The organism is Allosphingosinicella sp., assembly GCF_036387215.1.
GTDB lineage: Bacteria > Pseudomonadota > Alphaproteobacteria > Sphingomonadales > Sphingomonadaceae > Allosphingosinicella.
The window spans coordinates 1-12,995 of record NZ_DASVUE010000319.1; the positions used below are offsets into that span (position 1 = coordinate 1).

The 12,995-nt window shown below is 66.0% G+C and carries 13 protein-coding genes; 3 read left to right on the forward strand and 10 right to left on the reverse strand.

Features of this window, described 5'->3' with window-relative positions; translation table 11 throughout:
- Positions 1-758: alpha/beta fold hydrolase (locus tag VF662_RS12925; protein WP_464141881.1), on the reverse strand; the 758-nt coding region annotated here is incomplete at its 3' end.
- 77 nt (positions 759-835) lie between these two features.
- Here VF662_RS12925 and msrB point away from each other — a divergent pair.
- A complete protein-coding gene (gene msrB / locus VF662_RS12930) occupies positions 836-1,294 on the forward strand; it encodes a peptide-methionine (R)-S-oxide reductase MsrB (protein ID WP_464141883.1) in 459 nt (152 codons plus the stop codon).
- Positions 1,295-1,676: 382 nt separating this feature from the next.
- On the opposite strand, the gene VF662_RS12935 is transcribed toward msrB, so the two are convergent.
- The 5 genes from VF662_RS12935 to cphA all read right to left on the reverse strand — a co-directional run bounded on the left by VF662_RS12935 (position 1,677) and on the right by cphA (position 8,347).
- A complete protein-coding gene (locus VF662_RS12935) occupies positions 1,677-2,453 on the reverse strand; it encodes a LytR/AlgR family response regulator transcription factor (protein WP_464141886.1) in 777 nt (258 codons plus the stop codon).
- A gap of 49 nt (positions 2,454-2,502) precedes the next feature.
- On the reverse strand, positions 2,503-3,585 hold the full coding sequence (locus VF662_RS12940; protein WP_464141889.1) for a sensor histidine kinase: 1,083 nt from the start codon (positions 3,583-3,585) through the stop codon (positions 2,503-2,505).
- 226 nt (positions 3,586-3,811) lie between these two features.
- Entirely contained in the window at positions 3,812-4,384 is a 573-nt protein-coding gene (locus VF662_RS12945) for an outer membrane protein (protein WP_464141892.1), read from the reverse strand.
- Between the two features lie 192 nt (positions 4,385-4,576).
- Positions 4,577-5,398: a cyanophycinase gene (locus tag VF662_RS12950; RefSeq protein WP_464141895.1), complete on the reverse strand. Its 822-nt coding sequence runs from the start codon at positions 5,396-5,398 to the stop codon at positions 4,577-4,579.
- 174 nt (positions 5,399-5,572) lie between these two features.
- Positions 5,573-8,347, reverse strand: a complete 2,775-nt coding sequence (gene cphA, locus VF662_RS12955; RefSeq protein WP_464141897.1) for a cyanophycin synthetase — start codon at positions 8,345-8,347, stop codon at positions 5,573-5,575.
- Positions 8,348-8,603: 256 nt separating this feature from the next.
- On the opposite strand from cphA, the gene VF662_RS12960 reads away from it, so the two are divergent.
- Complete coding sequence (locus tag VF662_RS12960; RefSeq protein ID WP_464141900.1) at positions 8,604-8,783, forward strand: hypothetical protein; 180 nt, start codon at positions 8,604-8,606, stop codon at positions 8,781-8,783.
- Here VF662_RS12960 and VF662_RS12965 read toward each other — a convergent pair.
- The 3 genes from VF662_RS12965 to VF662_RS12975 are packed head-to-tail and all read right to left on the reverse strand — an operon-like array spanning position 8,743 to position 10,795.
- Complete coding sequence (locus tag VF662_RS12965) at positions 8,743-9,255, reverse strand: winged helix DNA-binding protein (RefSeq protein ID WP_464141903.1); 513 nt, start codon at positions 9,253-9,255, stop codon at positions 8,743-8,745. The two genes, VF662_RS12960 and VF662_RS12965, sit on opposite strands and share 41 nt — an antisense overlap.
- Positions 9,252-10,166, reverse strand: a complete 915-nt coding sequence (locus tag VF662_RS12970) for a phytanoyl-CoA dioxygenase family protein (RefSeq protein ID WP_464141906.1) — start codon at positions 10,164-10,166, stop codon at positions 9,252-9,254. Before VF662_RS12970 ends, VF662_RS12965 begins: the two co-directional genes overlap by 4 nt.
- Entirely contained in the window at positions 10,163-10,795 is a 633-nt protein-coding gene (locus VF662_RS12975) for an acyl-homoserine-lactone synthase (protein WP_464141909.1), read from the reverse strand. Before VF662_RS12975 ends, VF662_RS12970 begins: the two co-directional genes overlap by 4 nt.
- Before the next feature lie 120 nt (positions 10,796-10,915).
- On the opposite strand from VF662_RS12975, the gene VF662_RS12980 reads away from it, so the two are divergent.
- The gene (locus tag VF662_RS12980) at positions 10,916-12,334 is read left to right on the forward strand and encodes a cytochrome P450 (protein WP_464141912.1); all 1,419 of its coding nucleotides are present in this window, start codon (positions 10,916-10,918) and stop codon (positions 12,332-12,334) included.
- Here the strand turns inward: VF662_RS12980 and VF662_RS12985 are convergent.
- Positions 12,309-12,995: helix-turn-helix transcriptional regulator (locus VF662_RS12985; RefSeq protein WP_464141915.1), on the reverse strand; the 687-nt coding region annotated here is incomplete at its 5' end. The two genes, VF662_RS12980 and VF662_RS12985, sit on opposite strands and share 26 nt — an antisense overlap.

Below are 12,995 nucleotides of genomic sequence, written 5' to 3' on the forward strand. Positions count from 1 at the left end.
GTAAGCCGCCCGTTCGGCATCAGCCGCGCAAGCAGCTTTCCCTGCCGCTCCTGCTCGACGATCTTGTCTGACGTGCCGACAAGAACGTGCGCCGGCGTTTGAATGCGGGTGACGTCCACCAGACCGGCCGGCGCCATCGGCAGGATCGCGGCGGCATCCTCGCCCTGGGCGACCATCGCCGCCGCATGGAGCAACTGATCGTAGGGGAAGGTCGCCTCCCAATGTTCCGGCACGTCCTGCGGCGAGAACATCAGCTTGTGGACCAGCTTCAGCATCGGCCGGTCGATCGTCGCGTCCGCCGCGGCAGAGAGGATTGGGCCGAAGAACGGAACAGCCCGGGGAGCAAGCAGGCTATGTTCGAGCAGCCTCGGCTCCGGAAACGCTATTGGCCCCACCAGGATCAACGCAGCCACCGCGTCCGGGAACCTCTCGGCATAGGCGAGCGAGACGAGCCCGCCGTAGCTGTGCGACAGGATCACCGGCCGTTCGATCCCGAGCTCAGCCAGCCCGTCATGGATCTGCGCGGCCTGCGCACGCGGGGTGCCTTCGAAGCGGGGACGCCGGCTGAGCCCATGTCCGGGCCGATCGATGACGGTGACTCGGCAACCCTCCTTGACCAGCCGCTCGACCGGCCACGCCAGCCAATCATGCCCCGTCTCCAGAGCGCCGTGGAGGAGCAGCACGTCGGGCCCCTCCCCCGCTGTTACCGCGTGGAGGGACCGGCCGTTCCCAAGCTCGATCGTTCGCGTTTCAGCCATGCCCCACCAACAGCCGCAGCGTCCAAACGTTGCCGATCCCGCGGAAAACGCCCACATCCGGGACCAAGGAGACGCTCATGAACGACACTGCCCACGCCACCTCCGCTTCCGGCTACGACGTGACCCCGCTTGAGCCCAGCGAAATCCAGCGGCTTGCCGAGGACCTTACCGCCGAAGAGCGCGAGGTGATCCTCAACCACGGCACCGAGCGCCCTTTCTGCGGTACCCTGCTCAACAACAAGATGGGCGGCATCTACGCCTGCCGGCTGTGCGGGCTGCCGCTGTTCAAATCGAACAGCAAGTTCGAATCGGGTACGGGCTGGCCGAGCTTCACCGAACCTTACGATCCGCAGCATATCCGCGAGATCCACGACCGCAGCTACGGAATGGTCCGTACCGAGATCCGCTGCGCCCGCTGCGACGGCCATCTCGGGCACGTCTTCCCGGATGGGCCGCCCCCGACGGGCCTGCGCTACTGCCTCAATTCCGTCTCGATGCAGTTCTTCGAATCCGAGAACGATATCCCGCAACGCTGATTGATCTCGCCAGGCCGCACTTTCGTCGATCCTTCCGCGCGCTCGTCGAAGTGTTCGGAGCCATCGTCGAAGGACAGCGGAATGATGCGCACCTCCGGCCTAACGGCAGCTCACGGCGAATGAGCGCCGCTAGAAAGGATGTAAATCATGACTGCAGAGCTGTTCCGCACGGTTTCGACCTGCGTTGCCGCGATCTTCGTCAGCACCATGCTGGTGACCGCTGCCACGTCCATGCCCTTCGTCGTATGAGGCCAGAAGCCATGAACGCTTGTTCGATGGCCGATGCGCCGAAGGCACAGACGAACCCGCTGGGGCGCGGGCAATATTGCCGGTGATCGGCCTCGGCAGGCAATCCTGCCCGTTCCGGCTCCCTCCTTCCCGATCAGTCCAGAGCCAGCGCGCCCTTCACGGCGTTGACGTAGCTCGGACCCACCTGGACATTGGCCCCGTCGGCCAGGGCCAGGGTCAGCGAGCGCCCGAGGCGCTTCACCTCCACCACCTTGTCCGGCCTGACGAAGGCCGAGCGATGGACCCGCAGCAGCGGCGATCCCGCAAGCTTCTCCTCGAGCGCGGCCATGGTCGTGCGAAGCAGGTGGCTCCGCACGCTGGTGTGCAGAAGCACATAATCGCGCGCCGCTTCGATCCAATCGATCGAATCGAACGGGACGCGCCTTTGCCCGTCACGCTCCGGCACCCAGAAGCCGTTATCGTCGATGCCGGGCGCAGAGCCGTTGGCGCGAAGCGCCGCCACCTGCTCTTCGAGATCGCCCGCCCGCTGCGCCTGCTCGCGGATCTGCCGGCGGCGGCGCGCGCGATCCACCGCCTGGCGGAGCCGGTCGAAGCGGACCGGCTTCAGCAGATAATCGGCAGCGTCCACGTCGAAGGCGTCCGGCGCATAATGTTCGTGCGCCGTCACGAAGACGATCTCGGGCTTGGGCTCGACATCGATGTCGGCAGCCGCGCGAAGGCCGTTGCGGCCCGGCATCTGGATGTCGAGGATGACGAGATCAGGGGTCAGCCGCTGGATCTCGGAGACCGCCTCGTCGCCGTCGCGAGCCTGGCCCACCACTTCGACGCCTTCGATGTCGCCGAAGAAGGTCCGCAGCCTGTCGAGCGCGAGGGACTCGTCGTCCACGATCAACACGCGCATTTCGGTCATTCGCCCCTCCTCATCCCGGCCGCGATTGTCGGGCGGGCGCAGCTTCAAGTCAACTCGCCTGCTGGATTTCCGGGATACAAATCCGTGCGATATAGGCCTCGTCCTCAGCCTCCGCGGCAAGGGTCGCCCGCTGGCCGTAGACAGCCTCCAGCCGCCGGCGCACGTTGAGCAGCCCGACGCCAGGCCGGCCGCGCACCTTCGCCCGCTCGGCACCGTCGGGAATGCAGTTGCGGACGATGATGCAGAGCTCGCCGTCCTCGACCGACGCGTTGATCGCGATCTCGGTCGGATCGCGGGACGGCGCGACCCCGTGCTTGATCGCGTTCTCGACCAGAGGCTGGACGAGGAAGCTCGGGACGAGCGCCTGGCAGGCATCCGGCGAGCAATCGACGCTGACGTTGAGACGTTCGCCGAAGCGCACGCTTTCGATATCGAGATATTCCTCGATCAGCGAAAGCTCCTCCTCGAGCGGGACGAGCTCGCCAGGATCGGCCGAGAGCGAGGTGCGCAGGAAGCTCGAAAGCTTCTCGGTCATCCGCTCGGCATCTTCGTTGCGGCGGGTGACGATGAGCGCGGAGATGGAATTGAGAGCATTGAACAGGAAGTGCGGATTGAGCTGGTATCGGAGCGCCGCCAGCTGGGCCTGCTGGGCCGTCGATCGCGCTTCCGAAAGCTGCAGCTCCTGCTTCACGGTGGTCCGACGCGAGAACATCACCTGGAACAAGGCCATGTTGACGCCGAATACGAGGGTATAATGAAGGGCCGAAGGGTAGGTGCGGCTGAGGTCCGTCGGCAGGGAGCGCCACGCGGCTTCGACGTGATCGGCGATGAACCCCTGGAAAAGCAGGTCGAAGATCACGTTCATGATGGCGGTGGCCATCACCGTGCCGACCAGGATCAACGCACGCGCTCCCTGCGGCCAATCCAATGTCTTCCGGAAGATCGCGAACATCGGCATCGCGAACAGCATCGATACGATGATCGTAGAGCCGTCTAGGAGGACGCTGCTCCAAGGCTCGCCGACATGGCGGTCCATGATGATCGGCAGGAACATGAGGAGCGCGAAGAGCCAGAGCGAGACGGTGACGAGGATCGCCTCCGGCCACCGTGCCTGATTGCTCCCCGAAGGCATGTATCGACCCAACCCCCGCCTGACCGAGGGCCCATCCTGCCGCAAAGACCTGAGGCTGTCACTTAACATCAACATTGAGCCGCAAGCCCCCCATCGAAAGGTTGATCCGCCGGAAAGGGCGATCCCAACCGCCGCGGGACGAAAGTGACGATTCGCGCGACGAAAGTGCGGGGGCGGCTGAAGAAGAAGGGAGGCCGCTTCATCGGCGGCCTCCCCTCCAGCTTGGTCAGAAGGTCATTCCGAGGCCGACCAGGGCCTGGTGGCGCTCGACGCCGTTCTCGTAGTTCGAGTAGCGATACTCGACCTTCCCGTAGGTGTTGCCGGACAGCGCATGCTGGTAGCCGGCGCCGATGCGGAAGCCGTCGAGGTTCGAGGCGTCCCTGGTGGTGACCCCGGCGGGCGTGGTGTAGGACGTCCGGAACCGGGCGTTGGTGTAGCCGGCCAGCGCATAGAGCTTGCCCTTCTCGCCGACATTGACGCCGGCGCGGACACCGGCGGCGAGGTCGCGGCCGGCGCGGAGGCACAGCTCGTCATTGGCGAGGATCGAGCTCCGCTCGCACTCCTTCATCGTGCTGTCGTCGATGCTGAAGTCGAGGCCGACGAACGCCTTCTTGCCGACGTTGAGATCGTAGCCGAAGCCGACGCCGTACATGACGCCGCTGTCCTTGAAGCCGTCGGTCTGGGGACGATCCCAGCCGGCATGGACTTCGGCGCGGAACTGGCCCTCGGCCGCGGCTGCGGGCGTTGCGGTGGCGGCCAGAGCGACCAGCGAAGTGATGAGGATGATGGAAGCACGCATATTCTTACCCCTTTGTCTCGTTTAGGTTTTTGTTGCCCTGCCGGTTGCTGCCGTCAGGTGCTGGGGATCGGATATGCGGGGCCGCAGCGCCGGTCTGCGGTCTTGCGGCTGAAATGTTGTGCAGCGCGGCAAACGCGCAATTCGTCTGACGAAAGCAGCCGCTTCAGCGACGAACCTGCAGCACGCGGGCGGTCAGCTGCTCTTCGCGGGGACCGGTTTTCGGGTTTTGAGATCGAAGCCGTCGCCTGTGCCGAGCACGTGCACGCGGACGTCGTGCATGCTCAGCACCCGCTCCGGACGGGCCTCGGCGACGTTCGAGTGGGTGACGTCCTGCCCGTCGACCACGTAGACGGCGCCGCTGCCGATCACCTGAAGCTGGTCGCCGTCCACGACCGCCGCGGTATCCTCGTCGATGCCGAGCCCAAGCACGCGCGGATTGTGGGCCACCGCGCCGAGCAGCCGGCCGAAGCGCCCGCGCTCGGCGAAATGCTGGTCGATGATCACGTCTCGGATGAGGCCGAGGCCGGGGGACATGTGAAGATCGCCGATTCGGTGGGTCTCGCCGCTCGTGCCCTTCACCAGCATCGTCTCGCTCATCGCCGCCGCTCCGGCCGACGTTCCGGCGATGATCCCGCCGCGCTCGAACAGCGCCCTCACCTTCGCCTCGATGCCGGTGTCTCCGATCTGGCTGGTGATGCGCAGCTGATCGCCGCCAGAGAAGAAGATGCCGGCGGCGTCGTCCACCACCTGGAGCTTCTCGCGGTCGCCCGCCTTGGTCCGGTCCTCGACGTAGAGCTCGACGAGCTCGCCGATCTCGAGGTCGGCAAAGGCTTTCTGATAGTCGGAGAAATAGCCCTGCGGCTGGTGGCTCGCGACCGTTGCGAGCACGAGCTTACCGCCCCTGATCCGCCGCGCGACCTCGCGAAGGATGGTCCGCTTGCTCTCCGGATCCCTGTCCTCATGGCCGCCGATGATGATCAAAGTGCCTTTGCGCGCGTCTTGTGCTTCAGCCATGAGTGGCGACTTCCTCTTCTTTCCTGAGCCGGATACAGGGTGCATCCATAGAGCTATCGATCATCGCCGCGGCAAACCCCCGGGGCTTCCGCTTCCCTCCTCGGGCGCAATCTCGTTCGCGCCGCCGTGGACGATCAATGCCCAGCGGCGCTTCTGAATTGTCATGAGCTTCTTCTACTCGGCGGCGACGAGATGGCCGCGAGGCGAAGTGGCGGATTGGACCTTTTCGAAGTCGAGAACCTGCTGCCAGGTCCCGGTGACGTCGGTCGGCGTGATCACGAGCAGTTCGCCCGGCCCCGCCGCCATCAGCGCCGCTGCGGTCGCCGCCGCCTCTCCCGCGATCATGTGGACTGCATCGGGCGAGGATCCCGCCTCCAGCGCGCCTTCCTTGAGGAGGCTCATGACCTCGCCGCGCGGGCGGCCGCGGGTGCCGGGATCCTCGCGGAAGAAGAGCTCGTCGAAGATGCCGCCGGCGATCCGGCCCATTTCGAGGATGTCCTCGTCACGGCGGTCGCCCGGGATCGAGAGTACGCCGATCGACTTCTTGTAGCGGTGCCGGAGCCCGCGCACGACTTCGCCCATTGCGGTGAGGCCGGCCGCGTTGTGCGCATAATCGAGGATCACGCGAAAGCCGTGCGCATCGTGGACGTTGAGACGCCCCGGATTCTGCTCGAACGTGGACTGGAAGCTGGCGAGCGCCGAGCGGATGGTGAGGATCGGAACGCCGTGCGCGACGCAGATCGCGATCGTCGCGAGAGCGTTGGCGATGTTGAAGGTCGCCATTCCGTGGAGGGTGGCGGGAATGTCGCCCGCCTTCATCACCACGTCGCGCCTTCCTTCCTGGTAGAGGACGATGGTTCCGCCCTCGTGCCCCGGCTCGCGGACCACGGCCATCCCGCCATTGTCGATGTGGCGGCGGAGGAACGGCGGCATGTCTGCGCTTCCGTTAAGCGAGAACCAGATGAGGTTGCCGCGCGCGCGGCGTGCCATCTTCACCGTCAGCGGATCGTCGGCGTTGAGGACGGAGGTGCCGTTGCGGCTGACCGTCTCGATGATCAGCGACTTCACCTCGGCGAGGTCCTCGACCGTATCGATGCCCTTGAGGCCGAGATGGTCGGCGGTGACGTTGAGGACCGCGCCGATGTCCGACCGGTCGAACGCCAGCCCCTCGCGAAGCAGGCCGCCCCGCGCCGTTTCCAGCACCGCCACTTCGACGGTCGGATCCCGGAGAATGAGGCGGGCGCTGCGAGGGCCCGTCGCATCGCCCTCAGAGACGAGGATGTCGTTGACGAGCACGCCGCTGGTCGAGGTGAGGCCGACCGTGCAGCCGGTCTGGCGCAGCACCTGCTTGACCATTCGCCCCGTGGTCGATTTGCCGTTGGTGCCAGTGATTGCGATGATCGGCACCCGGCTTCGGGAGCCGCGCGGGAAGAGCATCTCCATCACCGGCTTGGCCACGTCGCGCGGCGCGCCTTCGGACGGCTCGATGTGCATCCGGAAGCCCGGCGCCGCATTCACCTCGATGATGCCGCCTCCGGTCTTGCGGACGGACTTGGTGATGTCGGGCGCGATGAAGTCGATGCCCGCAATGTCGAGGCCGACGATCATCGCCGCCCGGCGCGCGATCTCGGCATTATCGAAATGGATCTCGTTCGTGCGGTCAACGGCGGTGCCGCCCGTAGAGAGGTTCGCGGTGGCGCGTAGCATCACGACGTCGCCCGCCTCAGGCACGCTGTCGATGGTGAGGCCGGAGCGCGCGAGATATTCGGTGACGTGCGCGTCCACCTTGATCTTGGTCATCACCTTCTCATGACCTTCGCCGCGCCTGGGATCCTTGTTCACCTCCTCGATGAGCTGCCCGATCGTGTGGACGCCGTCGCCGATCACATGCGCCGGGATGCGCTCCGAGACGGCGACCAGCTTGCCGTCGACGACCAGGATGCGGTGGTCGTGGCCGGCGAAATATTCCTCGACGATGATGTCGCGCCCTTTCGACTGCGCGACAGCCTCCGCAAAGCCGAAGCGGAGCCCCTCTTCGTCGGCGATCCCGATCGTGACGCCGCGGCCGTGGTTGCCGTCGAGCGGTTTCGTCACCAGCGGATAGCGGAGCCGCCGCGCCTCCCGCACCGCCTCCTCGACGTCCCGCACCACGACCCCGCGCGGCACCGGGATGCCGCTGTCGCCGAGCAGTTTCTTGGTGAGGTTCTTGTCGCCCGCAATCTCGGTCGCGATGATCGAGGTCTTGCCGGTGATGCTGGCGCGTACCCGCTGCTGGAAGCGGCCGTGCCCGAACTGGATGAGGCTCTGCTCGTTGAGCCGCATCACCGGAATACCGCGGCGCTTCGCCTCCTCGATCAGCGACTGCGTCGTCGGCCCGTAGCTCGAACGGCGGACCAGCCGCTGAAGGCTCGACATGCTCTTGCCGAAATGGAAGTCCCCGCTGAGCTTGTAGACGCGGTCGAGGCCCTTGATGCCTTTCAACTCGTCCGGAAGCAGGGAATTGACGAGCTCGAGCGCGATCCGCCCCGCCATCAGCCCGACCTGCTCCTCCTGATAGGCGAACATCACATTGTAGACGCCGGGCCGCCCCTTCACCGACCGGGTCTTGCCGCGCGTCGAGCGCATCCCCGCCATGCTTTGAAGCTCAAGGGCCACGTGCTCCGCAATGTGGCCGAGCCAGGTCCCCTCCCGCATCCGCTCGATGAACCCGCCGCGGCGGCGGAGCGAGCAGCCGTGCCGCTCGAGGCCCGGGAGGATCTCGATCAGACGGTCGGTGAAACCCGGGATGCGGTTCGACGGCCAGTCCTCCAGCCGCCCCAGATCGAGCATGATCCGCACGAAGGGCGTGTGGCTGTAATAATGAGGGCCCCGATAGACCCCCGTTTCCAGCACCTGCATCGGCTCCGTCATCAGCCGCGTCGCCGGTTCCGTGTCCGCGCCAAAGAGCATCTGGACTCACCTTCTCGTTTCGTTCGTCTCGCTGTCCCTGATTGGTCGAATACGCAGGCCAGAACAGGCGCAGGGAGCTTGGAACGACTTAAATGCCCGTCGTTACGCCAGAGTTCCGAGGTACCGCGCTGCTCGGGGCGATTCCGGTCCGGGAGTGGGACGGACGATGCCGCCAAAGCGGGTGCATCCCCGCATTTGCAGCCGACGTAGCTGTGCTAATCGGCACAGCTACGCGGTTACGGAGACGCAAGCCAGGATGGAGCAGAAGCCCCCAAGCCCCGAACAAGCCTGGGAGGAGCTCGAGCAGCTGTTCCGGAAGGGCGCGGAAGTGCTGGAGGGGCTCGACCGGCTCGGCCTCTATCTTGCGGGCGCACATCTTGCGATGGCGCTGGAGGCTATGCGGCAGCGTCACCCTGGATTGCCGCCAGTCCATTGAAATAGTCGCACATCATCGCCAGCCCCTTGTCGGTGAGCGCTAGCAGGATCGTCCGCGGATCGGAATTCTGCGCTCTCCTCACGACGAGCTGCGCCTCGATGAGGGTGGCGATGCAGCGCAGCACCGCTGCTTCGGGAAGCGAGATCCCGCGGCAGATGCTGACGATGGTGACCTCGCGCTTCTCGGCCCGGGCGATGAACAGATCGAGCAGGATCTCCCAGCCATGGTCGCCGAACAGGGTGGTCCCGAAGACCCGCTCCCGCTCGTTCCGCTCGATGCGCGTTCTTTGGGCGATCTGGAGCACTTCGCCGCCGACGGTGGAGACGGCGGCTTCGGGCGAGGGCACCTCCGACATCGCCTGGAGCAAATCGTCCAGCCGCCGCGCGATATCGTCGATCCCGCGCCTGGCGTTGAGGGGAATAGCGCTTCCCTCCTCTGGAGCCTCGTCGGGCTTGTCCCTGCGCTTGATCATGAAGCGGCGACCTCGGCCATCGCGCGCTCGGCGAAAGCCGCCACCAGCGGCTCGTGGAAGGGCGACAGCGAATCGACCGTCGCGAGCGCGTCCGGCACTTCCGCCGCGAGCAGGATCGATGGACATTGCCCGTCATAGGTGCCGAGGTTCGGGCGGTGCCAGCGATAGCCGAGCAGCGCCTGCAGCTCCGGCTCCAGGGTCCGGACGAACTCGGGCGAATAGGCCAGCGACTGGTTCTCGTAAGCCTTCAGCCAGCCGAGACAGTAGCTGACGATCGCCGCCCGGCGAGGGACGGCTGTGCGGTTGGCGCCGGCCGCGTGAACGGTCGATCCGAGCACCAGCAGCACGTCGCCCGGCTCCATCTCGCACACCACCGGCTCGGCGAGCACATCGTCCGCCGTCTGCGGCTTGAAATGGGTGCGCGGCCAGACCCGCGTCGCCCCGTTTTCCGCTGTGAAGCGCCCCAAAGGCCACATTATGTTCACGCTCATTTCCATGAGCCCCTTGGGCGCGGGCCACATCGCCTGGTCGCAATGCGGGATCTGCGCCGGAGCTCCGGGGTGCACCTCGACGCCTTGGGTGAGGTTGAGCTCGGGAAAATCGCACCAGCGGCCGAGGATCGTGCGGGCGATGCCGAGGACTTCCGGATGCATCACCAGTGCCGCCGAATCGGGCGACCGCGCGAGCAGCCGGTGGAATCGCTTGGTGCGGTGGCCGTGGAAGGGGCCAACTGAAAACGGCGTCTGCTCGAAACGCTCGTCGAGCCGCCGGGCCATGCCGAGGATATCGTCGGCAGGCACCGCGCCCCTGATGATGCAATAGCCCTCCTCGATCAGGCAGGCGAGCGGCGAGCCGGGCGCCGCTTCGATCCCCTTCAGCCGCTCAGGGATGTTCGCGCCCTCCCCGCTCATGCCGCGCTCCGCAGCTGGCCGAGCGAAGCGTCCAGGACGCCTTCGCCCCCCGCCCTTCGCCTGACATGGTCGAACGTGCCCTCGTCGATCAGGATCTCGGCCGCCTCGATCAGGCAGCCGCCTGAATCGATCGGCAGCGACAGCGGCAGCACGCGCCAGCCGATCGACAGCAGGGCCGGCATGCGGTGCGACTCGGCGACGAGGGTGAAGCGCTCGATGCCCCTGATGCGCCCGAATTCGACGATCCCCATCGCCAGCAGCCGGTGGATCCGGAGGATGTTGCGGCCGTCCGCCCCCTCCGGCGTCGCCACCAGCCGGGAGATCTCCCAGACGTCCTCGCCGGCCGGCGCTCCCCCGGGGCAGAGGCCGGCAAAGAGCGTGCTCAGCATGTGCGGAGCGGTGGTCGGCAAAAGCCGCACCGATCCAAGATGGCTGCTTCCGTCCTCGGAGACCGCCATGATGTAGACGGCGTCGTCATTGTCGAACTCGTCGACCTCGAGCCAGCTTCCCTTGCTCGGCAGCTCCCAGCCCAGCCGATCGACGAAGATCCGCTTCCGGTGGTGGTGCATCTCCATCATTGCCCGGCTGAACTGCCAGCGCTGGCTCGGCTCGACGATCTTAAGCTGCATGGGCCTCTCCTCGGGCCGAAGACTAGGTCCCCTCCCCCGCGCGCCCAATATAGGCAATTACCGGGATGGAATTGGCCCCGCGCATGTGGAACCCGTCAGCCGTACGACCGGAGGCCACTCGTGAACGAAATCCCCAAATCTTCCGCATTCGCTCCGCACCCGGAGCGCGGCACGCGCTGGCACATCGAGGAGGATATCTTCGACAAGATCGGCAAGCCGGGCCGGAAGGAGCTGAAGCACATCCCCGGCAAGAAGGGCCTCCCCTATTTCGGAATCCTTCCCGAAGCGGTGCTGGACCCGCTCAAATTCGCCGAGCGGCTGCACGCCAAGCATGGCCGCGTCTATTGCTTCTATGCGCTGGGCAGCTGGAACGTACAGCTGGTCGGCCCCGAGGCGAACGAACTCGTCCTGTTCGACAAGGACAGCACCTTTTCCGCACACGGCGGCTGGGGCCCGGTGATCGAGCCCTTCTTCCCGGGAGCCCTGCTCATCCAGGACGGCGAGCGGCACCGGGCCAACCGGCGCATCCTCGGCGAAGCCTTCAAGCAGCAGAAGCTCACCGGCTATCAGCAGATCTTCGACCGCGACATCGAGCGCAGCATCTCCTCCTGGTGCGGGCGCACTTTCGACGTCTACGACGAGGTGAAGCGGCTCACCCTCCGCATCGCCGCCTCCACCTTCCTCGGCATCGACATGGACGAGAAAGCGGACAAGGCGCTCCGCTCGTTCAGCGACATGATGGGCGCCTTGCTCGCGATCAACCAGAACAAGTGGCTGAGCCCGGTCGCGGCACGGGGCTTTCGCGGCAAGGCATTCCTCGAAACCTATGTGCGCGAGCTGATCGCCGAGCGGCGGGCGAACCCCGGCGACGACATGCTCTCCCGGGTCTGCCAGGTCGGTGCGGAGGACGGCGAAGGGCTGACCGAAGAGGAAATCTACAACAGCACGATCTTCCTCTTGGCGGCCGCGCACGACACGCTGGCGTCCGCCTTCACCTCGTCCATCTATTTCCTCGCCAAGCACAGGGATTGGGCGGAGCTTCTGCGCGAGGAAGTAAAGCGGGCGAAGCTTTCAAATCCCATCGACGCCGGCACGGCCTCGCTCCCGCTCCACGACATGTTCTTCAAGGAAGCGATGCGGCTCAACCCGCCGGCGCCGATCGTCTGGCGCCGCGCGGTGCGGGATTTCAGCATCTACGGCTACGACATCCCGGCCGGCACGATCACCGGCATCAATCCGCTGCTGGTCCACCGCGATCCGGAAATCTGGGAGGATCCGCTCCGCTTCAACCCGTTCCGCTTCACGCCCGAGGAAGAGGCCAAGCGCCACAAGCATGCATTCGTGCCGTTCGGCAGCGGCGTCCACAAATGCCTGGGACTGCACTTCGCGCAGCAGCAGGCGCGGATCTTCCTCAGCCGCCTGGTCTCCACCGCGGACGTCCAAATCCACGCGGACGGGGTGCAATGGTATCACTGGCCGAACTGCCGCCCGCGCCGGCGCGTGCACGCCTCGGCTACTGCAAGACCTCGGAAAACGTGATCTGGCGGTTGAACAGCGCCAGGATCATCAGCTGCTGGCGCGTCGCGACGCAGTAGCGCCGCTTCGCCGCCTCCATATAGGAATTGACGGTTCGGGGGCTGAGCCCGAGCAGGTGGCCGATGTCGGTGTCGCTCTTGCCCCGCGCCGCAAGCAGCAGGCAATCGAGCTGGCGCTCGGTCAAGGGCGCGGATGCGACGATCGGTTCTCCGCTCGATCGCGCCAGCCGCCGCGCCGCCTCGAAGGCATAAGTGGCGACCGACTGAAGCGCCGATGCCATCTCCCTGGGGAACTGCTCCCCCTCGCCGACCGCGAACTGAACCGAGCCGCTATATTCGCCGGGGATGTGGTTCGGCACGGCGAAGCCTTCGCCGAGCCCTGCCCGCCGCACCTCGTCGACGCGCTGCATGTGCCTGGGATCGAGCTTGACGAATTCGCCGAGCTGCGACCAGAAGAAGCCGGTGGTGGTGCGCTCGCACGCAAGCAGCACCGGATCGTGCCTCCAGCCGCCATGCTCGCGCTGCCTGGCCACGAAATCGCGCGGATAATTGCCCATCTGCACGGCCCCGGGAACGGGACGGCCGAAATCGACATGATGCGCCATCAGGAAATAATCGACGCCGAACGTCGGCACCACATCCCCCAGCAACCCGCGCAGGGAGGC